Here is a 26,063-nt window from a genome sequence, read left to right on the forward strand (position 1 = left end):
AAATGGGCTTGGACCTGCATAACGGAACGCGCTTACCGTCGTGCCATGCCGAAACTCGCTGCCCTCTTCTCCCCCGAACGTGCCGCCGATGTCGTCGACGCCGCTACCCGGCGCCTGCTCGAGGACCGTTTCGAGGTCGTCTGGGCCACCGCGGAGCACACCGCCGGCCCTGGATCCGCCGCGAAGCCGCCTGCGCTCGACCCCGCCGCCGTACCCGAGCTGGTCAACGGCGCCGACGTCCTGCTCACCAGCTGGGGTACGCCGCACCTCGGCAAGGAGCTGTGGTCCGATGGCAACGGCCCGAAGGTGGTCGCGCACGCGGCCGGAACGGTGAAGAACCTGATCGACCCGGCCATCCTCGACCAGGGTGTCGCGGTCTTCTCGGCCGGTCCGCGGATCGCGTGGTCGGTCGGCGAGTACTGCCTGGCGTCGATGCTGACGCTGGCGCGGCGGCTGCCCCGGTTCGACGGTGCGGTCCGCGCGGGGGGCTGGAAGCAGACGGAGTACCGCGGTCACGAACTGGCCGGCGCGAAGGTCGGAATCATCGGCGCGAGCAGCACCGCGAGAGCGCTCATCACGTTGCTCAAGCCGTTCGGCTGCGACGTGGTCGTCTACGACCCGTATCTGACGGCTGAGCGGGCCGAGCTGCTCGGCGTCCGCCTCGCCGACCTGTGGGAAACGGCAGAGAGCGCATTCTTGACGATCCACGTCCCGAACGTGCCCGAGACCAAGGGCATGATCTCGCGGGAGCTGATCGAGCGGCTCCCGGACGGCGCGGTCGTCGTCAACTCGTCGCGCGGTCCGGCGATCGACCAGCAGGCGCTGCTCGACCACGCGCTGGACGGCCGGATCTACGCCGCTCTGGACGTCTACGACCCCGAGCCGCCGACCTTCGACGAGAGCGTTCTCCGGGCGGAGAACCTGCTGCTCACCCCGCATATCGCCGGCGATACCGCCGAGGGTCATCTCGCGCTCGCGGGATACGTGCTCAAGGACGCGCTGCAGTGGCTCGACGACGGCACCCGCGGCCCGAGCTTCGTCGATCCCGCCGCCTGGTCGATCGCGGCGTGAGCCGACCGCAGCCTGAGCCGATCGCTGCTTGAGAGGAGCGACCATGTCACGCATTACGCAGGTTGAGGTCTTCCCGGTCGCGGTGCCGTTCGCTCGCCGGTTCGTGCTCGGCAGCGGCACCGTCGGCTCTCCCGACTCCGCTCCCGACCAGGCCGGCGCGGTGATCTTCGTGAAGCTCACCACCGAGGACGGCGTGGTCGGCTGGGGAGAGCAGAGAGCGCTCCCCAGCTGGAGCTACGAGACCGCCGAGACGATGGCGGTCGTGATCCGGCGGCACCTCACGCCGATCCTGCTCGAGCTGACGCCGTTCGACGTCGAGCTGTTCCACCAGCGCGCCGCCAAGCGGCTCAGCCCCGCGGTGTCGAACGGCTTCCCGTTCGCCCGGGCCGCTCTCGACGTGGCGATGCACGACGCGGCCGGCAAGCTGGCCGGCGTACCTGTGCATGCTCTGCTCGGCGGCAAGATCCACGACGAGATACCGCTCTGCTCGGCGATCGGGGTCGGGGACCAGGACGCGGTCCGCGAACACGCGATCCAGTCGTCGGACTATGCGGCGTACAAGGTCAAGATCGGCGGGGACCTGGATGCGGACACGGCCGCGATCGAGACCGTCGCGGAGGTTGCCGACGGCAAACCGCTCTGGCTCGACGCCAACCAGTCGTACCGGCCCAGTGCGCTCCGGCAACTGCGCGACCGGACTGCGGGGATCCACACGATTCATTGCATCGAGCAACCAGTGCCGAGTACGGACACGCTGGCGATGGCCCGGCTCCGGGAGCTGATCGACCTGCCGATCGCGATCGACGAGGGCAGCTTCTCGGCGCAGGACCTGGCCCGCGCGATCCGGCTGGACGCCGCCGACCTGGTCGTGGTCAAGATCTGCAAGTCCGGCGGACTGCGCAACGCACTGAAGACCGCCCAGACCGCGCTCGCCGGCGGTCTCGAGATTCTCGCCAGCGGCCTCACCGACTGCGGAGTCGCGTTCGCCGCCGCGCTGCACGTGTTCAGTCAGCTCGAGCTCGCCCTGCCCGCCGAGCTCAACGGGCCGGAGCTGCTGAGCGATCTGTACGTCGAGGGGCTGAGCATCACCAAGGCCGTCGCAACGGTCCCCACCGCCCCTGGATTGGGCGTTCAGGTCGACGAGGAACGCATCCGCGCCGAGTCGATCGACCTGCTCTACCGGTGAGGAGAACCATGTCAACATTGCTGTCCCGCCGCAGGTTCCTCGAGCTGACCGGTTTGGCCGGGCTCGGGGCTGCCGCGGCCGGAACTGTGGCCGGGTGTTCGTCCGGGCCGCCGTCCGGCGCCGCGACCTGGTCCATGTGGTCCAGCAGCGCCGCCGAGAAGAAAGTCTGGGACGACTTCGGCAAGTACGTCGAGCAGCAACTCGACGTCAAGTCCGTCGCCACCCTGACGCCGTCCAACGGCTACCCGACCAAGCTCGACCTCCAACTCGTCAGCGGTACGGCGAGCCTCGTGACCGCGCTCAACGGCACGCTGATCCCGACGTACGCCGCCCGCGGCGCGCACCGGCCGCTCGACGACCTGATCGCCGCCGACCCGGACTTCAAGCTCGACGACTTCTACGAGACCAGCCAGCGGATCTCCAGCTTCAACGGCAAGACGTACGCGATCGGTTTCGACGTTGCGCCGACGGTCATGTACTACAACAAGGACCTGCTGACCACGCAAGGAATCCCGCTGCCGTCCCGGACCGAACCGATGTCCTGGGCAACGTTCCGTGACCTCTGCAAGCAGCTCACCAAGCCGGGGCAGCAGTACGGCTTCACCTGCGCGCCGGCCATCGACGACCTGGTGTCCTGGATCTACTGCGCCGGCGGCAACGTGATGAGCGACGACGGCGGCCGGAGCACCTTGGGCGATCCCGAGGCGATGGAGGCGCTGCAGTATGTCATCGACCTGTTCGTCAAGGACAAGGTCACCCCGCCGATCAAGAACCTCGTCACCGAGAGCTCTCTGTCGAACTTCATGCAGGGCAACGTCGCGTTCATGCAGAACGGTCCGTGGCAGGTCGTGAACGCCCGGAAGGCCAAGTTCGACTGGGACATCATCCCGTTCCCGGCCGGCTCGGCCGGCAGCAAGCCGCGCGTCTCGGGCTCCAGCTTCGCGATTCCATCGGGGGTGCGCGACGGTGCCGAGCTCGACCTCGCGTGGAAGCTGATGAAGACCCTGACCAGCACCGGCGCGCTCGACATCTATGCCAAGGCCGGCCGGAACAACCCGGCTCGGCTCAGCGCCGGGAGCGCGTTCCAGCCGCCGCCCGACAACCTGGGCATCGTCCAGGAGATCCTGGCCGGCAAGCTCGCCGGCGGTCACGCCTTCGACGTCACCACGAACTGGAACCAGGTCAAGCAACTGCTCGGCCAGGACCTGCCGCGGACGTTCCTCGGCCAGGTGACCGTCCCGGACGCGATCAACGGGCTCACGCCGCGCCTGGACATCCTGATGCGGCAGCACCTGGACACCGTCCGCCAAGCCACCGCCAGGAAGGGGTGATCGAGATGGCCGTCGATACCGCACCAGCGGTCACCACCCCGGCACCATCCCAACAGTCGCTGAAGCCGACGCCGCGCTGGCGCAGCCGCGAGGCGCTCACCGCCTGGCTCTTCATCCTGCCCAGCCTGATCGGCTTCCTGATCTTCACCGCCGGACCGGTCGTTGCCGCCGGCGTCATCTCGCTGCTGAACTGGAACTTGTTCAGCGCGCCGACCTGGGCCGGGCTGCACAACTTCGCCCGGCTCGGCCCGGACCCGACGTTCTGGTCCGCGCTCGGCAACACGGCGTACTTCACCCTGGTCAGCGTGCCGCTGACGATCCTGGTCAGCCTCGCCCTCGCGCTGCTGCTGAACCAGGGTGTCCGCCGGGTCGCCGTCCTCCGCTCGCTCCTGCTGTTGCCGTACGCAACCATCACGGTCGCGGTCGCGTTCGTCTGGATCTGGCTCTACATCCCGCACGACGGCCTGGTGAACGCCGTGCTCGGCTGGTTCGGCATCAACGGACCGGAATGGCTCATCTCGGACAACTGGGCGATGCCCGCACTGATCCTGATGAGCGTCTGGAAGAGCTTCGGCTTCGGCATGGTGGTCTTCCTCGCCGGCCTGCAGGCGATCCCGCAGCAGCTCTACGAAGCCGGCCGGGTCGACGGCACGTCGCCGTGGAACAGCTTCCGCCACATCACACTGCCGATGCTCTCCCCCGCGCTGTTCTTCGTGATCGTCACCTCGGTGATCGGATCGTTCCAGGTCTTCGACCAGGCCCTGATCATGACGAACGGCGGTCCGGGCACCCGCACCACCACGCTGGTCATGTACATCTACCGGACCGGCTTCGAGAACTACGACCAGGGGTACGCCGCGGCGCAGTCGCTCGTCCTGTTCGCGTTCATCGTGGTGATCACCGCCGGTCAGTTCCTCTTCCAGCGGAGGCTGGTGCACTATGACAACTGAAGCCATGCCCTTGGCCTCGAACAAGGCCCTGCAGCGGAAGCTGATCGTCTTCGCGTGCTTCCTGGTCACCGCGCTGACGCTGATCCCGGTCGTGATGATGATCCTGGTCGCATTCCAGTCCGACGCCGAGTCGATGGCGGCCAAGCCGTCCTTCTGGCCGAGCAGCTGGCATCCGGAGAACCTGACCCGCGCCTTCGACCTGGTCCCGCTCGGCAAGTACCTGCTGAACACCGTCTACTTCGCCGCCGGTACGACGATCCTCGAGACGGTCACCGCCGCGCTCGCGGCGTACGCGTTCGCCCGGCTGAACTTCCCCGGCCGGAGCTGGCTGTTCGGGATCTACCTCGCCACGCTGATGATCCCGTCGCAGGTGACGCTGATCCCGCAGTTCGTACTGGTCGCCAAGCTGCACGGCATCGACACCTGGCCCGGTATGATCCTGCCGCACGCGTTCACAGCGATCGGGGTGTTCCTGCTGCGGCAGTTCTTCCTCGGCATCCCACGCGACTACGAGGAGGCCGCCCGGCTGGACGGCGCGAACCGCTGGCAGGCCTTCGTCCGGGTGATCGTGCCGCTCGCGGTCCCGGCGATCGCGACGCTGGCCGTGTTCAAGTTCATCGGCCAGTGGAACAACCTGCTCTGGCCGCTGGTGATCTCCAACAGCGACGCCACCCGGACGGCGTCGGTCGGCCTGCAGGTGTTCCAGGACACCAACGGCACCCAGTGGAACCTGTTGCTGATGGCAGCGACCGTCACCACGATCCCGCTGATCGTCCTGTTCTTCCTGACACAACGCTGGTTCGTCCGAGGTATCACCATGAGTGGGCTGGGAGGCCGCTGAACAATGACCTATCTGTGGTCCGTCTTCACCAAACCGTGGGCCGGGCTTCCCGGCGACGAACTCGGGCGGCTGGTCGCCGGGATCGGGTTCGGCGGCGCCGAGATCCCGGTCCGCGACACGGCGTACCTGACGCCGGCGAACGCCGTAGCCGAGCTACCGAAGTTCACCGCGCAGTTACGGGCCGAGGGCATCGAACCGATCAGCGTCGCCAGCGAACTGTCCGAGCAGGTGTTCGCCGCCTGCGCGGAGGCCGGTGTGCCGATCATCCGGATCATGGCCGAGCTCGGCCCCGACGGGTACGCCGCTTCCGTGCAACGCAACCGCGCGCTCCTCGAGGAGGCCGTCGTACTGACTGAGCGGTACGACGTGCAGGTCGGAGTACAGCCACATCACGGGCGGTTCGTGTCGTCGACGCTCGGCGCACTGCAGTTGCTCGAAGGGCTGCCGGACCGGTTCAAGCTCGTGTGGGACGCGGCGCACGACGCGCTGGCCGGTGACCATCCCGCGGTGACGCTGGAACTCAGCGCGGACCGGCTCGGCATCGTGAACCTGAAGAACGTCCACTATCTGCGGACCGACGGCGGGTGGAAGATCAACTTCGTCGAGGCCGAGGACGGGCTCGCCGACTGGCCGGCCGTCTTCGCCGCGCTGCAGAAGATCAACTACACCGGCCCGGTCTGCCTGACAGGTCAGTACTCCGATCCCGCCGTACCGGTCGACGAGCGGCTCGGAAAAGATCTGCGTTTCGCTGTCACATCCGCCGCACAGCATCCGTCAGGGGAGTGAAATCAACAAGCCACAAAAACTGATGGAGAACCTCCCATGCAAGAGCGGATGACCAACCCTGCAACGATTCTTCCGGACGCCACCAAGGGCATCCAGAACATCTACAAGGCGATCGGGCAGTCCGGTACGGACGGCAAGGTCCTGGAGCTGGTGCACCTGCGGGCCAGCCAGATCAACGGCTGCTCCCCGTGCGTGTTCGGTGGGATCAAGTCGGCGCTGAAGAACGGCGAGACCGACGAGCGGCTGCACCAGGTCGCGGCGTGGCGGGACTCGGACCTGTTCACCGACGCCGAGCGGGCCGCGCTCGCGATGGCCGAGGCCGCGACCCGGCTGGCCGACAACCCGACCTCGGTGAGTGACGAGATCTGGGCCGCGGCGAGCGCGCACTTCGGTGAGAAGGAACTGTCCGCGATCGTGCTGATGATCGCGCTGACCAACATGTTCAACCGCATCAACACGACGGTGCGCGCGCAGGCCGGCGCCACCTGGTAGCACGTAAGGTGAGCGCCGGATGTCGAGAAGGCATCCGGCGCTCCGACGTTCCCGGTGAATGGAGGCTGGTATGAAATACATGCTGCTGATCTACGGGAACGACGAGACCTGGGACACCCTGCACGCGCAGGGTATCGAGCGGGTGCTCGACCAGCACCGCGTGCTGTCCGCGGAGCTCAAGGCGAACGGCGAGCTCGTCGACGGCATCGGCCTGACCACCAAGAACGCCCGGGTGGTCAAGGTGAACGACGGCGTACCGGCGGTCACGGACGGCCCGTTCACCGAGGCCAAGGAAGTCCTGGCCGGCTACTACATCGTCGAGTGCACTCTCGACCGGGCGACCGAGATCGCCGCGCGCCTGCCGGAGGCGCCGTACTCCCCCATCGAGATCCGCGAGTTCACCGACCCGATGTAGCCCCGCATCTCGCGAAGGAACTTGCCGGCCTCAGCTGGGCGTCGACACCTGAGACCGGCGAGTCACTGACTCAGACCGTTGACGTCCGGACGGGCTCGCTCGAAGCGAGGATGACCCCACCTGATGCGGGCTGGTCTCCCATGCCCCGGCCACCTTGGACGAAAACAGTGCTACCAGGCGCAGGCAGCGTGACACCCTCGCCGAGTCGCAGCGTGGTCGTCATGCCATTGCTCAACCTGAGCATCGCCACGCGTCGCGGTCGCACCGGGCTGATCGACGAGTTCACCTCGTGGATGCCGGTACAAACCGCCGGTTGGATCGCAGCTCGGCCGAGCCCCGCGTTGCCGTGACTCCTCACATCACGGCACTGCTCGGCGAGCTTTCTCATCGCTGACACACTTCCCCCTTCTCATCGTGAACTGCCCCCGAGTGGCGGTGGACGCGGTCGTGTGACCGCACACTTCCCCGTCCTTCCCGCACCCGGAAACGACGCGGAAGTGATCAAGCAACCCTTGCTGAGAGTGACCGCCTTTTCAAGGGATCGTGACCGGAATCCCGAGTTCCGGAACTGCCGTCCACGAAATTACTGACCACCGAAGCCGGTGGTCGCAATGCCCTTGATGATCTGGCGCTGGAAGAACAAGAAGACGAGAACCAGTGGCAGCGCGGCGAGGATCGCGGACGCCATGTTCTGCGCGTACTGCAGCCCATAAGCACTCTTGACGGTCTGCAGGCCCACCGGCAGCGTCATCAGGTGCGCGTCGGTCGTCACGATGAACGGCCACAAGAAGTTGTTCCACGCACCGATGAACACGAAGATCGCCACCGCAGCGAGGATCGGCCGCGACAACGGCAGTACGACGGACCAGAACACCCGCAGCCGGCCGGCGCCGTCGACGCGGGCCGCGTCCTCCAGTTCGACCGGGATCTGGTCGAAGAAACGCTTGAGAATCAGCACCATCGCGGGCGCGAACGACTGCGGCAGGATGATCCCCCAGTACGTGTCGACCAGATTGAACGCCAGCATCTGACGGAACAACGGCACGATCAGCAGCTGTGGCGGGATGATGATCGCCGCGATGATCGCGGCGTACAACCAACGTTTGCCCTTGAAATTCACCCGCGAGAACGCGTACCCGGCCAGCGCGGACGTGGCGACCGTGATGAAGGTGATCGCGACCGAGGTGAGCAGGCTGTTCCACGCCCAGGCCGGGATGTCACCGGCCGACAACACCTTGCGGTAGGCATCGAAGCTGAACCCGTCCGGCGGGTTCAGCGTGATCCCGGCGGCGCCGGCGTCGGCCTCGCTCTTCAGCGACGTCAGCACGGACCAGGCGAACGGCACCAGCCAGGTTGCGGCCAGGACCGCAAGTACCAGCAGCGCGGCCATTCTGGACACGCTCCAGGGGTTTTCGCCAGGCTTGTGCGTTTGTTTGATCCCGCGGCTGAGGGTATAGGTGCTCATGCGGCGCTCCTGCGGTTGATCAGTTTGTACTGCGCCAGGGCCACCAGGACGATCAGCACGAAGAACAGGTACGAGATGGCCGACGAGTAGCCGAACCGGTAGCCGGTGAAGCCCGACTCGTAGATGTACTGCACGATCGATCGCGTCTTCCCGGCCGGACCGCCGTTGGTGAGCATGTAGATCTGGTCGAAGACCTTCAGGGACGCGAGGATCTGCAGCGTCAGGATCAGCGCGGTGGTCGGCGTCAGTTGCGGGATCACGATCGAGAACAGCTGCCGCCACTTGCCGGCGCCATCGATCGCGGCCGCCTCGAACTGCTGCTCGGGGATGTTCTGCAACGCCGCCAGGTAGAGCAGGAAGTTGAACCCGATCGTCCACCACAGCGTGGTGATCACGACCGACAACATCGCCACCTTCGGATCCTGCAGCCAGGCCACGGGCGCCGCGCCGAACTTCGCCAGTACGCCGTTGATCAGCCCGAGCGTCGGGTTGTACATCCAGCTCCAGAACATGACCACGACGGTCGACGCGAGCAGATACGGCAGGAAGAACGACAAGCGCCACAACCAGCGCCCCGGGAGGCCGAGGTTCACCAGCAGCGCCAGCGCGAGCGACAGTACGACGAGCGGGATCGTGCTCAGCACCGTGAACCACAGCGTGTTTCCCAGCGACTTCCACATGTCCGGGTCGCGCAACGCGTCGCCGTAGTTGGCGAGGCCAACCAGCCCGCTGCCCGCACCGGTCAGCGTCTCGCCGGTGAAGCTCAGGTACAGCCCGTACAGCGCCGGCACGACGAGAAAGAGCACGAACAGTACGGCGAACGGCGCCGCGAAAGCCCACCCGGTGAGGGTCTCCCCGCGCTTCGCCCGGGCCTTGCCCTGAGCTGTGACCTTCTCCGCCGTCGCGGCCGGAGTGTCGATAGCAGTAGACATCTGCGCCTCTCCTCTCACACCGGCTGCGGACGGTCGAGCAGCTTGTTCAACCGGGCGACGAATCCGTCGAACCCGGCCGCTGGGTCACCGCTGCCGAGGAACACGTTCTGCACGTTCTCGGCGAAGTAGTTCTGGAAGTCGCTGCCCGCGCCGCTGAACCACACGTCCGGGTCGTAGTTCACGGACGCCGGGATGCCCGCGTAGTTCGACTGCGGCTTCAGCGCCTGGTACTCCGCACTCTTCGCCACCGGCTGGTACGCCGGGATGTGGCCGCCGCCGGCCCACTTGACCGAGCGCTTGAGGATCTCCGCGACCATCGTGTACACGTGCTTGCGGCGCTCCGGCGACACCTTCGACTGCCGCGGCAGGACGAACGTGTGCGAGTCCGCGTACGCCGCCTGCGTCCCGAACAACGTTGGAATCGGAAGCGCGTCGACCGGCATCTTGGCATCCTTGAGCACCGGCAGCTCCCACACACCGCCGAGGAACATCCCGCTCTGGCCGTGCAGGAACTCGCTCGTCGCCGTACCCCCGTCGCCACTGCGCGAAGCAATGGTGTCGTTGAGCAACGACTGGACGAAGGTCAGCGTCTTGACCGCGGCGTCCTTGTCGACCTCAGCCGGTTGACCGGGCACGAGCTTCATGTCGGCGCCGGTCTGTTTGTAGAGCGTGTACCAGAGCCGCCACATCTGCGCGCCGTCACCGAGGTAGCCGTAGGACAGACCGTGCTTGCCGGTCACCTTCTGCAGCTTGGTTGCGATCTCGGTGAACTCGTCCGGGCTCTTCATCGCATGAAGCGCGTCGGTGACACCGGCCTTCTCCGCGTGCTCGGTGTTGTAGTAGAGCACGAACGGGTGCGTGTCGAGGGCGATCGCGTAGAGCTTCCCGTCGTACTGGCACTTCTCCCAGACCCGGGCCGGGAAGTCGCTCTCGTGCAGGCCGACTTCGGCGAGCAGGTCGAGGTCCCACGGTTCGAGCAGGCCGCCGGGCGCGTAGCCGGCGATCCGGGAGGCATGCATGATCGCGACGTCGGGGGCGCGGCCGCCGGCCGAGGCCATCGCCAGCTTCGTGTAGTACGGCGCTCCCCAGGCGAGCACGGTCTGGGTCGCGTGGAACCCGAGGTTCGCGGCATTGACGGCATCCACCAGGCCTGCCATCACGGTGCCGTCACCGCCGGTCAAGAGGTGCCAGTAGCTCAGGTCGGTCGTCTTCCGCGACGCTCCGGGCGCGCAGCCGACGAGCAACCCACCACCGGCGAGCGCGGCCGCTGCTTTCAGCAGACCACGTCGGGAAAGGTCAGTCATTCGGTCTCCTTCGAGAGGCGAACCGAAAATTACATCGTTAGAATGCGCGAGACAAGACTCCGATGTGGGATTTTGTGGAAACGTATCCGTTAGCGTTCGGTACTGGCGCGTTCGACAACGCGGTGCGGGATCATCACCCTGCGTGGCGGCGAGTCCTTGTCGGACATCCGCTCGCCGAGCAGGTCGAGCGCAGCCCCGACGAACTCCCGCCGGTCGAAATCGATCGTGGTCAGCGGCGGGATCATGAACTGACTCTCAAGGATGTTGTCGAACCCGGCGACCAGCGTCTGCTGCGGTACGGCGATGCCCGCGCCCCACAGTGCGGCCAGCGCGCCCGAGGCGAGCGAGTCGGTGAAGCAGAAGAACGCGTCCGGCAACTCATGGTCGGCCAGATACTTCCCGACCACGGTCGCGGCGCCCTCCGGCCGCCACCGGTCGAGGCTGATCTCGAGCGACGGATCGATCGGTACGCCGGCCTCCTCGAGCGCCTGGTGATAGCCGGTGGTCCGCAGGCGCGATGCCGCCGTACCAGGTCCTTCGGCGGAGCCCGCGAGTACGCCGGCGCCGCTCGAGCCGCGCGGGATCTCCGGCGTACCGACCACGGCGATGCGGCGGCAGCCGCGGGCCAGCAGATGCCTGGTCATGTCGCGCGCCGCCGCGACGTTGTCGATGGCGACCTGGCTGACCACGTCCTGGTCGACGTCGCCGATCAGCACGACCGGCGGGAGCGGGCCGGCCGACGTCACCGCGCTGTCGTCGAGGTTCACCGGGTTCAGGATCAGGCCGTCGACGAGGTATGCGCGGGCCTTCGAGAGCAGCTCGAACTCACGCTTGGGCTCGGCCGCGGTCTGCTCGATCTGCACGCCCCAGCCGCGCTCGTGCGCCAGCTCGACGACCAGGTGGATGATCTCGGCGGAGTACGGCCGGAGCAGGTCGGGCAGTGCCAGCGCGATCATGCCGGACCGGCCGTTGCGGAGTCCGCGCGCGCTCATGTTCGGCACGTAGTCGAGCTCGGCCAGGGCGGTCTCCACCCGGGCGCGGGTCTCGGGGCGCACGAAGACGACGCCGTTGATCACGTTCGACACCGTCTTCGGCGACACCCCGGCCAGCTTGGCGACATCTTTGACGGTGGGACGCATGTCGCCCATTGTCACACCTGGCCACCGTTGTCACGTATCAGCGAGTAATCAGGGCTCCGCCGTTCACGTGCAGGACCTGGGCAGTGATGTGCCGGGCGGCGGGCGAGGCGAGGAAGTAGATCGTCTCTGCGATGTCGCTGACCTGGCCCTCGCGCTTGGTCAACGTTGCCTGCAGCAACGTCTCGCGGCGCCGGCCGGTGAGCCGGCCCTGGAAGAACTCGGTCTCCGCGGTGAAGCCCGGCGCGACCACGTTCGAGGTGATCCCGCGCGGGCCGAGCTCGGCGGCGATGTCGGCGTTCCACAGCGAGAGCGCGGCCTTGGAGGCGCCGTACGAACCTGGTCCGCGGGCGCCCGCGATCGAGCCCAGATGGACGACGGCGGTGGTGAGCCGCGGTGCCAATGCGGTCGTCGTGAGCACCGCGCTGACGACGTTCGCCTCGAGGTTGGCGAGCCAGTTGGCCTTCAGCTGCGCCAGGTCGCCGTCCGGCCGGCCGAAGTCGGTGTTGCCGCCGGCGTTGTTGACCAGCACGTCGACCTGATCGGGCAGCTCGGCCAGCAGTCGCTCGATCTGCGCCGGGTCGGTCGCGTCGCACACCACTCCCCTGGCTCCGATGTCCGCCGCGGTCTTCGCCAGTACGTCGGCCCGCCGGCCGGTGATCACCACGTCGTCGCCGTCCGCGCGGAACCGCTCAGCAGTAGCCCGCCCGATCCCGGTCGCTCCCCCGGTCACCACGATCGTCCTCATACCGACACCTCACGTTTAGGTCTAAATGTTTAGACCTAAACGTACCATGTTCTCGTGGCCGACACGTATCCGCTCGACTCCCCCAGCCCGTACCCCGCCGCGGAGATCGCCCGCGCCTGGCAGCGCGAACGCCCCGGTACACCGACCGACTCGATCGAGATCGTCACTCCCCTCTGGCGGCTCGCCAAGCTCTTCGCCGACGACCGCCGCCGCGTCCTCGCAGACGCCGGTGTGGACCCCGCAACGCTGGATCTGCTCAGCGTGCTGCGCCGCGCGGGATCGCCGTACGAGCTCAGTACGCGCGAACTGTCCCGCCGCACCCTCGTCACCGCGGGAGCGATCTCCCAGCGCGTCGCCCGCGCCGAGGACAGCGGCCTCGTCACCCGCCGCGCGGCGGACGACGGCACCCGCGCAGTACTCGTAACCCTGACCCCAGCCGGCCACGCCCTCATCGAACGCACCGTCGATCAGGTCCTCACCCGCGAGTCCGAACTCGTCGCCTCCCTCTCCCCCACCAACCGCACCCGGTTGGCCGGCCAACTCCAGGATCTCCTCGACGAGGTCACGAGGCTCGCATCCAGGTAACCTTCCTGCGCCAGTACGTCACCACCAGCTAGGTGGACGCAGATGCAGACATAAGTGCCGCAATCGCGGGCAAATGTGGCCGTGGGGGCGGGTTCTGCATGCCTACAGGTCCGCAGCGACGGCCAGCGTCTCGATGAGGTCGTGCCAGGCGGTCAGGTAGTCCGCAGCAGGGCCGGTCTGGGTGAGGACCAGGCGGGCTCCGCCGTTGCCGTCTCGCAGGGCCCACGTGACCTCGCCACCGCTCCACCCGTAGGTGAGCCGCAGCGGCGCCTCGACTTCACCGACCGGTCCGGGGTCGATGCCCTTGGCAACGAAACCGGCGGGCGGAGGGCTGCCGACGCTTGCCGCTTCCGCGCCGGTGAGCAGCTCCCACACGGCCTCCTTCGGGTGCACCAACTGGCGCTCGAAGCGGAGGCCGCCGTCGTCGGTCAGCGTGACTTGGTCCAGGCCGAAGACCTTGACGAAGTGCTCGTGGAGTTCGCGGCAGTCGCGCTCCGGGACGCTGTCGCCCAGCACTCGCCGCAGCGCGTCGAAGCACAGGGACCAGCCGCCGGCGAAGCTGGCCGAGCCGGCTCGGTCGTCGTACGTCGCCGTGAGGTGCAGCGTGCAACCGTCCTCGGTCGGCTGCAACTCCCATCGGAGTACCTCGACGCCCCAGGTGTATTCGATCAGATGCGGAGGCTCGTACGCGCGGATCACCCCGCTGCTCTGCTCGTCGACCGGTGCGCCAGGGTCGTGCTCGAACGTGAACCTGACCGCTCCATCCAGCCGCAGGTCCAGCTCGACCGCAGCCGGGAACCACCCCGCCAGTTGCCCCGGCTCGGTGATCGCCCGCCAGACCTTCTCGGCCGGATGCCGCAGCTCTCGCCGCATCCGCAGTACGGTCCGTCCGTTCTCGGAACTCAACGTCTCGGTCATACTCCATATATACCTGATCCGGAATATACGATCAACCGGCGAAGCGGGTCAGGTCCTTCAGTTCGGCCGACAGATCCGCTCCGCCGTCGAACAGGTCGACGGACAGGTCGGAGTGACGCCAGGCTCCGATCGCTCGGCCGCCTTCCAGTACTGCGGGCCGCAGCATGCCGCCGCCCGGGAAGATCGCGCGCGGCAGCTCCTGATATCGGTGCTGGTAGCCGAGCAGATACGCGTCGAACTCCCCCACCATCCGCAGGTCGCGGCACCCTCGCAGGTCCTCCACGGCGGACAGGTCGGTGCCTTCGACCTCGAAGGTCGTGGTCGCGACTGCCTCGACGGCACGCCGGGCTGCGGGGACCGGGAGACCTGACCAGGTGGCGAAGTCGCGGGCGGTTGCCGGGCCGTAGGCGGTCAGGTAGCGGCGAGCCAGTATCTCGACGTCGCCCTCCAGGGCGAGCGGCTTCCCGAGCCACACCTGCGTAGCTACCCAGCTTTCGCCAGGCCCGTAACAGAGTCGGCCGAGCAGACCGGCGTGCCGGATCAGCGCATACACCGCCTGGCCCTTCGGCTCGGGGATCAGGCCGGCGGCGACCAGTACGTCGGCGAGCTCGGCGCGATTCGACGGACCGTGGGCGAGCAGGTGTTCCTCGAGGAGGTCGGCCGATTGAGTCCGGATACGTTCCGTCAGGCCCAGTTCGCCGTACCGGCGTTCGGTGTCCTTGATCAGTTTCGGGCCGAGCAGAGCTAGCAGTGGGCCGGCGTCCTCGACGGCGACCAGCTGCAGTGTGCCGCGCATGAACCAGCCGCGGACGACGGACCGATCGATCTCCTGGGCGTGCGAGACGTCGGCGAGCGTGGTCGCGGTCGATCGGGCGCGTACGGCGTAGGCGGCGCCTCGCCAGGTCTGCGCCTGGAGGCCCCCCGTCCGGCGTACGACGTCGGCCACCCCTCCGGGGCCGGCCTCGTTCACCGGACGCGCCAAACAGTTGGCCTGCATCCTGGCCGTCAGTAACCAGTCCACAGACCTCCGCGCCACCTCAGCATGACACCACGAACTCACCGGTTCCGCATCCCGAAATGGTCTCCGCCGGGTAGGTACACCAACGAAATGAGGGGTTCCCCACCCTGAATCCGGGCGGGGAACCCCTCATGCGGTGGGTTTACCCACCAAAAGCGCTGGTCAGAGCGCCGGCTGGACGAGGTCGGCGAAGGCGGCCTGGCCGGTGACGTTCGGGTGGTACGACTCGCTGACCGGGTTCGACAGGCCGTTGATCCACTCGGGGCTGCCGCACACCGAGTGACCGATGAACTTCGACGTCGGGTTCACGAACGCGAACCCGGCCGCGCTCGCGGAGGCGGCGAGTTTGGAGTTGAGCAGGTCGGCGGTCGCGTTCAGCTTGGTCATCTCGTCCGGGCTGAAGAACGTGCCGGCGTTGCAGTCGGTGCCGTTGAACAGCCGCGGGTACCCGACGACCACGACCTGCGCCGACGAGGCGCGGCTCCTGATCGAGGAGTACAGCGTGTTCAGCCGGCCGGGCAGGGTGTTGTTGATGATCGTCTGGGCGCCGGCCACGGCGCTGGTGCAGTCGCCGAGCCACGACGGCTTCGCGCACTCGGTGATCACCGACGAGAAGCCGGCGTCGTTGCCGCCGACCTGGACCGAGACGATGTTGGTCGAGCTCGTCACCGACGGCAACTGGTTGGCCGTGACGTCGGCGACCTTGGCGCCGGAGCAGGCCACGAAGGTCAGGTTGGCCCCGATCCGGCCGGCGTCGATGTACGCGTACGCCTTGGTGGACCGCTGGCAGGACCCGCTGCTGGAGATGTAGGTGCGGGTCCCGACACCGGAGGCGTACGAGTCACCGAGTGCGACGTAGTTCGGCGTCGCGGCGTGCGCGACACCCGGAGCGAGCAGCACCGCGGCACCGAGCGCCGCAGCAGACAGCAAACTGGCGATGGACTTCATGGGCGGACCGCCTTTGTAAGCGTGGGGTGGCGACTGAAGTACTCAACGTCACCTTCGCTGACTGGCGAGTAACACACAAGGTCCTAGTAACAAATTAACCGTGGATTCCCGGTGTCGGTCACCAACTAGCCGTTCCAGGACGACAACCCTGGGCCCGGCGGCAGCGGATAGCAGCCGTCGACGAGCTCCACCCTCCCGTCAGCCGGCAGCAGACCGCTCTCCACATAGATGGTGTTCGGCAACGCGGCGAGCACGTGGATGTGCGCTCCCCCGCCGTGCGACGCGTACGGCACCCCGAATCCCGCCGCCATCAACCCGATCTCCAGACAGTCGGTCAAGCCACCGGCCCGCCGCAGATCAGGCTGTACGACGCCGACACCACCACGCGCGATCAAGTCCCGGAACGCCGCCTGCCCGTACCGGTTCTCCCCCGTTGCGATCGGGATGTCCAGCTTCTCGGCCAGCCGGACATGGGCGTCGGTGTCCGCGGCCGGCAGCGGCTCCTCGAACCAGCGGCAGTCCAGCTCCTCGTACACCCGGCCGCGCCGCAGCGCCTCGGAGTACCCGAACGCCTGGTTCGCGTCGACCATCAACGGCGCGTCCGGCCCGATCACGTTGCGGACCGCCTTGATCCGCTGGACGTCCTCGGAGAGCGCTCCCCCGCCGACCTTCATCTTCACGCCGCGGAACCCCTGCTCCATCGCCTTGGCCGAGACGCTTTCCAGACCCGCGACGTCCAGCTCGAGCCAACCGACCATCGCGTACGTCGGGATCGCGGACCGCTGCGCCCCGAGCAGCTTCCACACCGGCACGTCGAGCGACTTGCCCAGCAGGTCCCACAACGCCAGGTCTATCGCCGAGATGCCGTACGACGACAGACCAGCGGTCCCCTGGTAGTCGGTGAGAGTCTGGAGCTTCTGCCGGATCCCGCGGATCATCGCCGGATCCTCGCCGACGATGACCGGCGCCAACTGATCGGTGATCAGGTGGGCCAGCACCGCCGGCGAGCTCGCGACGCGGCCGAAGTACGTCGTGCTGACGCCGCTGACGCCCTCGTCGGTGTCGATCCGCACCCGCGTCTGTCCGTTGCGGTCCAGCAACTGGATCGCGTCGCGGACCGCGTGCGCCTTCGGTTCGGAGGTGACTTCGACGCTGATATCGGTGATCTTCATCCGGTCATCCCTTGCCTGCGAGAACGTCTTCGACCTTTTGCTTGACGCTACCCAGCGCCGCCTCGGCGGTCTTCTTACCGCTCCAGACGTCGTCGAGCACCGGCCGGTAGATGGTCCGGGCGCGTTCGATGTAGCGGCTGAAGTTCTCGTTGACCGCGTTGTCGAGGGCCTGCGTCACCAGCGCAAGGTTCGACGGCGACTTGTCGTCGGGCACGAACAACGCCGATGAGCTCTTCGCGACCGGCATGAACCCGCGGGACTGCGCGAGCAGCTTCGCCGCGTCCGCGCCGGCGCAGTACTTCAGGAAGCTCCAGGCGGCGTCCGGGTCCTTCGAGGCCTTCGGGACCGCGAGCACGGTCAACGTGTTGACGGTCGTCCGTGCAACCTTCATCGGTGTCGGGAAGATGTCCCACTTCACCTTGGCATTGGTGCGCAGGTACGGGATGCCACTCGTCAGCGAGAGCAGCATCGCGGCCTTCCCGGTCCCGAGCTGGGCCAGCGCCCAGTTCGGCGTCTGCCGGCCGGCGGTGACGGTGGCGAAGTCCGGGTGCACCTTGTGGACCAGGGACAGATCGGCGACCCACTGGATCGCCTCGGCGCCCTGCGGTTCGGCCAGCGTGAACCGGGTCGCGTCCTTCGAGTAGATGCCGTCGCCGCCGTTGCTGACCGGGAAGACGGTCTCGAGGGACGTGTCGGGAAAGACGAGTGCGCCCCAGCGCTCGCCGTTCGGTTTGGTCAGCTTCTTCGCCGCGTCGACGAAGTCGTCCCAGGTCCAGCCGCTCTTCGCCCAGTCCTTCGGCGGCAGCTCGACCCCGGCCTCCGCGAACGCGTCGGTGTTGCAGTACAGCACGCCGGGGTTGGTCATGATCGGCCAGGCGGCGTGCGCGCCGTCGGGCTGCTTGGCGAAGTTGTAGGCGACCGGGAAGTAGTCGTCCGGCTTGATCCCGTCCTTCTCCAGGTACGGGCGCAGGTCGAGCAGCGAGCCCTCCGCGTAGTACCCGCGGACGTAGTCGTCGTTGATCCGGATCGCGGTCGGCGCGGCGCCGGAGGACAGCACGGTCCGGAGCTTGGTGTCGTAGTCGTCACCGGGGATCGACTGGATGTCGAGGGTCTTGCCGGCCTGCTTGGCCCAGTTCTGGGCCACCGTGTACATCGGGGAACCGCTCTCGGTGTCCCAGGTCATCCAGGAGGCGTTGCCGCCACCTCCTCCCCCGCTGCCGTTGTCGCCGCAGGCAGCGAGCGGGATTCCGGCGGCGAGCGCGCCGCCGCCGATGCCGAGGGCCCGGAGTACCGATCGGCGGGAGATCTGTGATGCGGTCATGGTCGTTCCTGTTCTGTCAGGGGAGTCAGTTCGTGCGCAGCTTGGCGACCGCGTCGTCGTCCAGCTCGATGCCCAGACCGGGCAGGTCCCACGGCGTGATCTCGCCGTTCACCGGGACGAGCGGGTTCTTCCAGATCGGTACGTCGTCGAGGATCGGGTTGTGCTCGATGTTGTACTCCTGCGGGTAGACGCAGGACGGCGTACTGACCCACAGGTGCGCGTGCGCCGACGTACCGATGGTCTGCTGCGTGTTGTGCACGGTGATCGGCTTGGTGAAGGTGTCGGCGAGTACCGCGATCTTCTTGAACTCGGTGATGCCGCCGCACTTGATGACGTCGGGCTGCAGGATGTCGACGTGGCCGTCGAGGATCAGGTCCCGGAACTGCCAGGTGGTGTACTCCTGCTCCCCTGCCGCGATGGGGATGTCGACCGCGTCGGCCAGCCGTCCGTACGCCGCGTAGTCGTGGGCGGCGAGCGGTTCCTCGAAATGCCACACGCCGAGGTCCTCCAGCGCGTGGGCCAGCTTGATCGCGGTGTGTTCGTAGTACGCGTTGTTGACGTCGACCAGGATCGGGAAGTCGTCCCCGACGAGCTCGCGCACCGCCGTCACGGTGGCGATGGTCTGGTCGAAGCCGTCGTCGTGCATCCACGGCGTCGACGAGTGGATCTTGTAGCCATGGAAGCCCTTCTCCTGGAAGGACTGCGCGCGCTCGGCCTCCTGCTCCGGTGTCATGCTGCGCGACATCGAGCTGGCGTAGACCTTCGCGCTCTGCCGGTACTTGCCGCCGAGGAGCTGGTACGTCGGCAGCCCGGCGGCCTTGCCGAGCAGATCCCACAGCGCGATGTCGATGCCCGCGATCGCGTTCAGCTGCGCGCCGCCGGGGCCGAGCTTGTAGGGCTTGGTGTACAGCCGGCGCCACAGCCGCTCGATGTCGGTCGCCTCCTCGCCGATCAGCAGCGGCGCCAGCGCCTGCTCCACCACGCTGTGCGAGACATGCGCGTTCATCGGGCTGACCTCGCCGACACCGACCAGACCCTCGTCGGTGTGCACCTTCACGATGTGCAGCTTGTCGAGCAGGATGATCGACTCGATCTTGGTGATCCGCATACTTATCCTTTCAGGCCGGACATCGTGATGCCCTGGACGAAGTACTTCTGGGCCAGCAGGAACAGCAGCAGCGGCGGCAGGATCGTCAGCGTCGCGGCGGCCATCATCAGGTTCGTCTGGGTGAAGTACTCACCCTTGAACAGCGCGAGCGCGATCGGCATGGTCTGCAACCGCGTCGAGTTGAGGAAGATCAGTGGGCCGAAGAGGTCGTTCCACGAGCCCATGAAGGTCAGCGCGCCGACCGCGGCCAGGGCCGGCTTCACCTGCGGCAGCATGATCCGCCAGAAGGTGCCGAAGATCGACGCGCCGTCGAGCTTGGCGGCCTCCTCCAGCTCGATCGGGACGCCGCGGAACGCCTGCCGCAGCAGGAACGTGCCGAACACCGGCGTCAGCACGTTCGGGACCCAGAGCGGGTAGTGGGTGTCGATCCACCCCATCTGGCGGAACAGCATGTACTGCGGAACCAGGTAGACGATGCCCGGGATCATTGCCGTCGACAACAACAGCGCGAAGGCCAGGTTCTTGAAGGCGAAGTTCAGCCGGGCGAAGCCGTAGCCGGCCAGCGACGCGAACAGCAGCAGGAAACCGACGTTCAGCGCGGCGAGCTTGCAGCTGTTCAGGAAGAACGGCAGCAGGCCGTGGCCGGCTTGCGAGTAGTTGCCCCACTGGAACTCCGACGGGAAGAACGTCGGCGGCGACTGCAGTACTTCGTTCTCCGGCTTGAGCGACGCGCTGATCATCCAGAGCAGCGGCATCGCGAACACCACGGCGAAGAACAGCAGTACGACGATCAGTACGACGCGGCGCGGGATGTGCCGGGGCGGCCGGTTGAAGACTCGGATGGCCTCAGTTGTCATAGTGCACCCACCGTTTCTCCATCCGCCACTGGATCGCGGTGACGACCCCGACGATCACGAACAGCACCCAGCCCATCGCGGAGGCATAGCCCAGCCGGCCGTGCCCGAAGGCCGCCTCGTAGATCTGGAAGATGAACACCGAGGTGGCGTTGTTCGGCCCGCCGGACGTCATCACGTAGATGATCCCGAACACCTGGAACGAGGTGATGAACTGCGTGATCGTGAGGAAGAACAGGCTCGGCGTCAGCAGCGGGAAGACGACCGCCCAGAAGCGCCGCCAGGCCGACGCTCCGTCCACCGTCGCCGCTTCGATCAGCGACTGGTCGATGCTCTGCAGCCCGGCCAGCAGGATCACCATCGGGTAGCCGACGCCCTGCCAGAGCGCGACGATCATCACCGCGACCAACGCGGTCTTGGTGTCGGACAGCCAGGCCGGTCCGTCGATGCCGATCGTCTTCAGCGTCGAGTTGAACAGGCCGTTGTCCGGGTTGTACAGCCAGAACCAGACGAAGCCGATCGCGACGACGTTGGTGACCGCGGGCGAGTAGTACAGCGTCCGGAAGAATCCGATGCCCTTGATCTTCTGGTTGCACAGGACGGCGAGCCCGAGCCCGATGAAGATGGTCAGTACGACGACGACCAGGGTGAAGATCACGGTGTTCTTCAGCGACGGCCAGAACGTGTCGTCGGCGGTGAACAGCTCCTTGTAGTTGCCCAGGCCAAGGAACTTCGGTGAGTTCAGCCCGGTCCAGTTGGTCAGCGACACCACCAGGGAGGCCGCGACCGGCGCGAGCTGGAAGAACAGGACGCCGAAGATCACCGGGCCGACGAACAGCCAGCCGGCCAGGTTCTGCCGCTTCGGTTTGACCTTCGCCCGTTTGCGGGACGGTGGTCCGCCGTCGACGTCTGGTGGTTTCAGGAGGACTGCGTTGGCCATCGGTCATACCTCGATTCCGATGTACTTCTCCTCGAGGAATTCGAGGATCCCTTCGGAGCTGCCTTCCCGGCCGAGACCGGACTGCTTGGTCCCGCCGAACGGTGCCGCCGGGTCGCTGAGGACGCCGCGGTTGACCGCGACCATCCCGGAGTCGATCCGCTGCGCGACCGCGAGCGCCTGCGCGGGATCGCCGTACACGTAGGAGATCAGGCCGTAGATCGTGTCGTTGGCCATCGCAACGGCTTCGTCGACATCGCTGAACCCGACGATGGCGGTGACCGGTCCGAAGATCTCGGTCTGGTTGATCTCGCTGCCGTGCTTCACGTCGGTGAGCACAGTCGGCGGATAGAACGCGCCGGCGCTCGGAGTCTCGCCGCCAAGGGTCAGGTTGGCGCCCTCGGCAACGGCCCGGTCGACGAGCCCGGCGACCTTGTCACGCTCGTCCGCCGAGACCAGTGCACCGAGCTCGTTCGAATGGTCGGCGCCCGGGCCCATCGTGATCGCCTTCATCGCCTCGGTGATCCGGGTGGTGAACTCGACCACCAGCGAGTCGTGCACGTAGAACCGGTTGGCCGCCGTACAGGCCGAGCCGCCGTTGCGCATCTTCGCGACCATCGCGCCCTCGACCGCGGCGTCCACGTCGGCGCCGGGCAGGACCACGAACGGCGCGTTGCCGCCGAGCTCCATCGACGAGCTGACGACCTGGTCGGCGGCCTCGTGCAGTAGCACTCGTCCGACCTCGGTCGAGCCGGTGAAGGACAGCTTGCGTACGGCGGGATGGTGCAGCATCGCGCTCACCGCGGGACCCGCGGGCACCGGCGTCACCAGGTTGACGACACCCGGTGGTACGCCGACGCGTCGCAGCACGTCGACGACGTACGCCGCGGTGAGTGGAGTTTGGCTGGCGGGCTTCAGTACTACCGAGCAGCCGGCCGCCAGTGCGGGCGCGATCTTGCGGGTGGCCATCGCGGCCGGGAAGTTCCACGGGGTGACGAGGATCGACACGCCGATCGGATCACGCCGTACCACGATGGTCTTGTCGCCTGACGGGGACAGCCGGAAGTCGCCGCCGATCCGGACCGCCTCCTCGGCGAACCACCGGAAGAACTCGGTCGCGTAGGCCGCCTCCCCGATGGCATCGGCGTACGCCTTGCCGTTCTCGGCGGTAATCAGCGCGGCGAGCTGCTCCCGTTCCTCGGTCAGCACCTCGAAGGTTGCGCGGAGCAGCTCGGAGCGCTGCCGCGGCGGGGTCGCGGACCACCCGGCGAGGGCGTCGGCGGCCGCGTCGACAGCGGCCAGGCAGTCCGCCTCGGTGGCGGCGGCGAACTGGGCCAGCTCGGACCCGTCGGCCGGGTCGTGGACTGGGAAGCGCCGGCCGTCGGTGGCCGGGCGCCACTGTCCATCGATGAAGAGATCGTGCGGAGAGGTCATCTGATGGCTCCGGAGTCAGAACGGGTCGGTTCGGTCGCCGGCGTACGCGGCGCGGGTGATCTCGAGCAGCGCGTCGGCGTCCAGCGGACGGGGGTTGTTGTCGATCAGCCGGGCCGATTGCAGGCCGAGCCGGGCGACGTACTCGAGGTGGTCCTCGGTCAGACCGAGCTCCTTCAAGGTCGGCGGGATGCCGATGCGGTCGAGCAGTGCGTCGACGGCCTCGATCCCGGCGAGGGACTGCTGCTGGGTGTTGCCCGCTCTGGGTACGCCGAAGAGCTTGGCGATCTCGGCGAACTCCTCGACGCGGGCGGGGGCGTTGTAGCGCATGACGTACGGGAGGAGGACGCCGACGCCGACGCCGTGCGGGGTGTGGGTCAAGGCCCCGAGCGGGTACTGCAGGGCGTGGGCGGCCGCGGTGCCGGCGACGCCGAGGGCGTAGCCGCCGGCGTTCGCGGCGAGCATCACCGCGGATCGCGCTTCCTGATCGCCCGGCTGCTCGAAGGCGATCGGGAGTGCGGTGGCGAGGAGCCCGAGACCCCAGCGGGCGTAGGAGTCGCTGATGACGTTCTTGCCGATGAAGACGCGGCCCTCGGCGACGGCCGACGGCGGGCGCTGGACGGCGGTGAACGACTCCACCAGGTGCGACACCGCGTCGGCTCCGGCGCTCGCGGTGAGGCTGGGTGGGCAGGAGTACGTCAGCTCCGGGTCGCAGATCGCGACCGACGGGATCAGGTACGGCGAGGAGATGCCGGCCTTGAGCTCGCGACGGCTGTCGCTCAGTACGCAGACCGGGGTCACTTCGGAGCCCGTGCCGCCGGTCGTCGGTACGGCGATGATCGGGAGGACCGGTCCGGGTACGGCGTTCTCCCCGTAGTACTGATCGATCGGGCCGCCGTGGCTGAGCATCAGCGCGACGGCCTTGGCCAGGTCGAGGCAGCTGCCGCCGCCGATCCCGATCACGACATCGATGCCGGTGTACTCCATCGCGTCGAAGCAGGCGTCGATGTCGGACATCGGGAGCTCCGGGGCGGTGTCCTTCCAGACGTGCACGCGGAGGCCGTGGTCCTCGAGGTCGGTGAGCAGCTCCGCGAATTCGGGCGATGCGGCGAGGCGCTGGTCGGTGCAGATCAGGGCTGCGCTGCCGTACTCCGCGGCGTGGCGACCGAGCAGCGCGCGCTGGCCGGCGCCGAAGACAACCGTGCGCGGTGCCCGTTGCACGCCGAAGGCAGGAGCGGTGATCGTCATAGTGGTAGGTCCTTGTCTGGTCGTGGGCGGGGGTCAGTCGGCCAGAACGGCTTCGCGCCGGGCGGCATCCAGCCTGGTCAGCTCGCGCCACAGGTCGTCGGCGATCTCGATGCCGTTGGCCACCGATTCCTGGTACCGCGTACGGGCACCGTCACCCGGCACCGCGACCGGCTCGGCCGGGTCGGCGCGGCGGCTGCGGCGGACCTGATCGAGGTACTCCGTCGCCGAGTGGCGGCCGCCGCTCAGCAGGATGAACAGGTCGCCCTTGTTGCTCAGGTGGTCGTCGTCGAGCGTGCCGCCGACCGCCGTACCGGAGGCGGCGCCGGTGAGGAAGGTGACCATCGCGCCCAGACCGAGGCCGAGGCCGTACCCCTTCGCTCCCCCGAACGGCGCGATCGATCCGTCCTTGGCCGCGACCGGGTCGACCGTGTCGTTGCCGCTGGCATCCAAAGCCCAGCCTGGCTCCAGCGGTACGCCGCGCAGTGCGTGGTCGTGCACCTTGCCCATCGAGATCTGCGAGGTGGCCATGTCGAGCACGAGCGGTGGCCGCGCCGGGACCGCGAGGGCCAGTGGGTTGGTGCCGAGCATCGCCTCGGTGCCACCCCATGGGTGCACGAGCGCTTCGCTCGTCGTGATGCCGAGGCAGACCAGGCCGCGGTCGGCCATCCGGCCGGCGTAGTACCCGAGCATGCCGAGGTGGTTGTTGTTCGTGATCGAGCAGACCGCCACGCCGTACTGCTCGGCTGCCGGGACGATCGCTTCCAGTGCGCGGGCGGCGACCACTGGACCCAGTCCCTGCTCACCGTCGACGGACAGGTAGCACGGGCTCATCCAGGTGTGGCAGCCGGTGCTGGTCGGGCTCGCGGTGCCGTTCGCCAGGCGCCGCAGGAGTCTCGGCAGGCGCAGGAGACCGTGCGAAGGCATCCCCTTCGCCTCGGCCACGACCAGAAGTTCTGCCTGCTGGGCCGCGGCGAGTGGCGGCACACCGGCGGTGATCAGGAGTCGCTCGGCCAGTGCTTGAGCCGTGAGCAGATCTGTGTGCACGTCGACCATCCCAGGGTGGAGTCGCTGCATTCGTATTCATCGCTCGATTTCTTGGGAGGCTAGATCAGATCGGATACGATTCGCAATGGCCCGTGAATACGAATCCATATTTTCTGCCGACGGATGGACAACAGATGAGCCAGCGCACCACGGAGCGTTCCGGACGGCCACGGATGAGTGACGTCGTCTACGAGCAGCTGCAGGAATTCCTGCTGGACGGCCAGATCCAGCCGGGCGAACGGATCCGCGTCGACGAACTCAGCCGCCGGCTCGGGGTCTCCCAGACCCCGGTCCGGGAGTCGCTGAACCGGCTCGAGGCAGAGGACCTGGTCACGAAGACGCATCTGATCGGATATTCCGCCACGCCGAAGCTGACGCCCCAGCGGTTCGAGGATCTCTTCGAGGCGCGGTTCCTGATCGAGCCGTACTGCTCAGGGCTCGCGGCCGGCCGGCATCGCGGCGACGAGGTCGAGCAGCTCGACCGGATCGCGGCGGAGATGCGCGGCCGCTACCAGGCCGGCACGATGTCGTACGGCGCGTTCGCGCGGGCGGACGCCGAGTTCCACGAGGCCGTGATCGCGGCGACCGGCAACAGCTACTTCGGCGAGATCTTCGCCAAGCTGCACTGCCACCTGCAGCTCTTCCGCCTGCTCCGCGACTCCAGGGTCACCGAGGACGCGCTGGACGAGCACGACCTGATCGTCACGGCCATCCGCCAACGCGACACCCAGTCGGCCGACCGAGCCATGCACGCCCACCTGACCGCCTCCCGCACCCGTCTCCGCACAGCCTTCGAAGCGGCCCCCACGACCCCCTGACGAA

At 67.5% G+C, this 26,063-nt stretch carries 27 protein-coding genes; 11 read left to right on the top strand and 16 right to left on the bottom strand.

The window, feature by feature from the left end; translation table 11 throughout:
- The first annotated feature begins 45 nt into the window (after positions 1-45).
- The 9 genes from OHA18_RS35815 to OHA18_RS35855 all read left to right on the top strand — a co-directional run bounded on the left by OHA18_RS35815 (position 46) and on the right by OHA18_RS35855 (position 7,422).
- Positions 46-1,071: a hydroxyacid dehydrogenase gene (locus OHA18_RS35815; protein ID WP_328999801.1), complete on the top strand. Its 1,026-nt coding sequence runs from the start codon at positions 46-48 to the stop codon at positions 1,069-1,071.
- Positions 1,072-1,114: 43 nt separating this feature from the next.
- The gene (locus OHA18_RS35820; protein WP_328999802.1) at positions 1,115-2,257 is read left to right on the top strand and encodes a mandelate racemase/muconate lactonizing enzyme family protein; all 1,143 of its coding nucleotides are present in this window, start codon (positions 1,115-1,117) and stop codon (positions 2,255-2,257) included.
- 8 nt (positions 2,258-2,265) lie between these two features.
- Positions 2,266-3,588, top strand: a complete 1,323-nt coding sequence (locus tag OHA18_RS35825; protein ID WP_328999803.1) for an ABC transporter substrate-binding protein — start codon at positions 2,266-2,268, stop codon at positions 3,586-3,588.
- Positions 3,589-3,593: 5 nt separating this feature from the next.
- On the top strand, positions 3,594-4,538 hold the full coding sequence (locus OHA18_RS35830) for a carbohydrate ABC transporter permease (protein WP_328999804.1): 945 nt from the start codon (positions 3,594-3,596) through the stop codon (positions 4,536-4,538).
- On the top strand, positions 4,528-5,379 hold the full coding sequence (locus tag OHA18_RS35835) for a carbohydrate ABC transporter permease (RefSeq protein WP_328999805.1): 852 nt from the start codon (positions 4,528-4,530) through the stop codon (positions 5,377-5,379). Before OHA18_RS35830 ends, OHA18_RS35835 begins: the two co-directional genes overlap by 11 nt.
- Before the next feature lie 3 nt (positions 5,380-5,382).
- Positions 5,383-6,165: a sugar phosphate isomerase/epimerase family protein gene (locus OHA18_RS35840; protein ID WP_328999806.1), complete on the top strand. Its 783-nt coding sequence runs from the start codon at positions 5,383-5,385 to the stop codon at positions 6,163-6,165.
- Positions 6,166-6,213: 48 nt separating this feature from the next.
- The gene (locus OHA18_RS35845) at positions 6,214-6,657 is read left to right on the top strand and encodes a carboxymuconolactone decarboxylase family protein (protein WP_328999807.1); all 444 of its coding nucleotides are present in this window, start codon (positions 6,214-6,216) and stop codon (positions 6,655-6,657) included.
- A gap of 70 nt (positions 6,658-6,727) precedes the next feature.
- The gene (locus tag OHA18_RS35850; RefSeq protein WP_328999808.1) at positions 6,728-7,072 is read left to right on the top strand and encodes a YciI family protein; all 345 of its coding nucleotides are present in this window, start codon (positions 6,728-6,730) and stop codon (positions 7,070-7,072) included.
- A gap of 221 nt (positions 7,073-7,293) precedes the next feature.
- Positions 7,294-7,422: a hypothetical protein gene (locus tag OHA18_RS35855; RefSeq protein WP_328999809.1), complete on the top strand. Its 129-nt coding sequence runs from the start codon at positions 7,294-7,296 to the stop codon at positions 7,420-7,422.
- A gap of 233 nt (positions 7,423-7,655) precedes the next feature.
- Here the strand turns inward: OHA18_RS35855 and OHA18_RS35860 are convergent, their stop codons facing one another.
- The 5 genes from OHA18_RS35860 to OHA18_RS35880 form a co-directional block, all read right to left on the bottom strand.
- On the bottom strand, positions 7,656-8,537 hold the full coding sequence (locus OHA18_RS35860) for a carbohydrate ABC transporter permease (RefSeq protein ID WP_328999810.1): 882 nt from the start codon (positions 8,535-8,537) through the stop codon (positions 7,656-7,658).
- Positions 8,534-9,469: a carbohydrate ABC transporter permease gene (locus OHA18_RS35865; protein WP_328999811.1), complete on the bottom strand. Its 936-nt coding sequence runs from the start codon at positions 9,467-9,469 to the stop codon at positions 8,534-8,536. Before OHA18_RS35865 ends, OHA18_RS35860 begins: the two co-directional genes overlap by 4 nt.
- Positions 9,470-9,483: 14 nt before the next feature.
- Complete coding sequence (locus OHA18_RS35870; RefSeq protein ID WP_328999812.1) at positions 9,484-10,773, bottom strand: extracellular solute-binding protein; 1,290 nt, start codon at positions 10,771-10,773, stop codon at positions 9,484-9,486.
- Between the two features lie 89 nt (positions 10,774-10,862).
- Positions 10,863-11,912, bottom strand: a complete 1,050-nt coding sequence (locus OHA18_RS35875) for a LacI family DNA-binding transcriptional regulator (RefSeq protein WP_328999813.1) — start codon at positions 11,910-11,912, stop codon at positions 10,863-10,865.
- Positions 11,913-11,949: 37 nt separating this feature from the next.
- Positions 11,950-12,657: an SDR family NAD(P)-dependent oxidoreductase gene (locus tag OHA18_RS35880; RefSeq protein ID WP_328999814.1), complete on the bottom strand. Its 708-nt coding sequence runs from the start codon at positions 12,655-12,657 to the stop codon at positions 11,950-11,952.
- A gap of 54 nt (positions 12,658-12,711) precedes the next feature.
- On the opposite strand from OHA18_RS35880, the gene OHA18_RS35885 reads away from it, so the two are divergent.
- Positions 12,712-13,242, top strand: a complete 531-nt coding sequence (locus OHA18_RS35885; protein WP_328999815.1) for a MarR family winged helix-turn-helix transcriptional regulator — start codon at positions 12,712-12,714, stop codon at positions 13,240-13,242.
- 102 nt (positions 13,243-13,344) lie between these two features.
- Here OHA18_RS35885 and OHA18_RS35890 read toward each other — a convergent pair whose 3' ends face one another.
- From OHA18_RS35890 to OHA18_RS35940, 11 genes are all read right to left on the bottom strand, one after another.
- Positions 13,345-14,160 carry an SRPBCC family protein gene (locus OHA18_RS35890; RefSeq protein WP_328999816.1) on the bottom strand — a complete coding sequence of 272 codons (816 nt, stop codon included), beginning with the start codon at positions 14,158-14,160 and terminating at the stop codon, positions 13,345-13,347.
- 31 nt (positions 14,161-14,191) lie between these two features.
- Complete coding sequence (locus tag OHA18_RS35895) at positions 14,192-15,181, bottom strand: winged helix DNA-binding domain-containing protein (RefSeq protein ID WP_328999817.1); 990 nt, start codon at positions 15,179-15,181, stop codon at positions 14,192-14,194.
- 159 nt (positions 15,182-15,340) lie between these two features.
- Entirely contained in the window at positions 15,341-16,126 is a 786-nt protein-coding gene (locus OHA18_RS35900; RefSeq protein ID WP_328999818.1) for an SGNH/GDSL hydrolase family protein, read from the bottom strand.
- Positions 16,127-16,251: 125 nt separating this feature from the next.
- Entirely contained in the window at positions 16,252-17,298 is a 1,047-nt protein-coding gene (locus OHA18_RS35905) for a mandelate racemase/muconate lactonizing enzyme family protein (protein ID WP_328999819.1), read from the bottom strand.
- Positions 17,299-17,302: 4 nt separating this feature from the next.
- Positions 17,303-18,619, bottom strand: a complete 1,317-nt coding sequence (locus tag OHA18_RS35910; protein WP_328999820.1) for an ABC transporter substrate-binding protein — start codon at positions 18,617-18,619, stop codon at positions 17,303-17,305.
- 25 nt (positions 18,620-18,644) lie between these two features.
- Positions 18,645-19,727, bottom strand: a complete 1,083-nt coding sequence (locus OHA18_RS35915; RefSeq protein ID WP_328999821.1) for a mandelate racemase/muconate lactonizing enzyme family protein — start codon at positions 19,725-19,727, stop codon at positions 18,645-18,647.
- A gap of 2 nt (positions 19,728-19,729) precedes the next feature.
- On the bottom strand, positions 19,730-20,584 hold the full coding sequence (locus OHA18_RS35920) for a carbohydrate ABC transporter permease (protein ID WP_328999822.1): 855 nt from the start codon (positions 20,582-20,584) through the stop codon (positions 19,730-19,732).
- Positions 20,574-21,521, bottom strand: coding sequence for a carbohydrate ABC transporter permease (locus OHA18_RS35925; protein WP_328999823.1), 948 nt, complete (start codon positions 21,519-21,521; stop codon positions 20,574-20,576). Before OHA18_RS35925 ends, OHA18_RS35920 begins: the two co-directional genes overlap by 11 nt.
- A gap of 3 nt (positions 21,522-21,524) precedes the next feature.
- Positions 21,525-22,952 carry an NAD-dependent succinate-semialdehyde dehydrogenase gene (locus tag OHA18_RS35930; protein ID WP_328999824.1) on the bottom strand — a complete coding sequence of 476 codons (1,428 nt, stop codon included), beginning with the start codon at positions 22,950-22,952 and terminating at the stop codon, positions 21,525-21,527.
- Positions 22,953-22,967: 15 nt separating this feature from the next.
- Entirely contained in the window at positions 22,968-24,197 is a 1,230-nt protein-coding gene (locus OHA18_RS35935; RefSeq protein ID WP_328999825.1) for an iron-containing alcohol dehydrogenase, read from the bottom strand.
- Positions 24,198-24,230: 33 nt separating this feature from the next.
- Positions 24,231-25,271 carry an Ldh family oxidoreductase gene (locus OHA18_RS35940; RefSeq protein ID WP_328999826.1) on the bottom strand — a complete coding sequence of 347 codons (1,041 nt, stop codon included), beginning with the start codon at positions 25,269-25,271 and terminating at the stop codon, positions 24,231-24,233.
- 104 nt (positions 25,272-25,375) lie between these two features.
- On the opposite strand from OHA18_RS35940, the gene OHA18_RS35945 reads away from it, so the two are divergent.
- A complete protein-coding gene (locus tag OHA18_RS35945; RefSeq protein WP_328999827.1) occupies positions 25,376-26,059 on the top strand; it encodes a GntR family transcriptional regulator in 684 nt (227 codons plus the stop codon).
- The last annotated feature ends 4 nt before the right edge of the window (positions 26,060-26,063 follow it).

Source organism: Kribbella sp. NBC_00709, from assembly GCF_036226565.1.
GTDB lineage: Bacteria > Actinomycetota > Actinomycetes > Propionibacteriales > Kribbellaceae > Kribbella.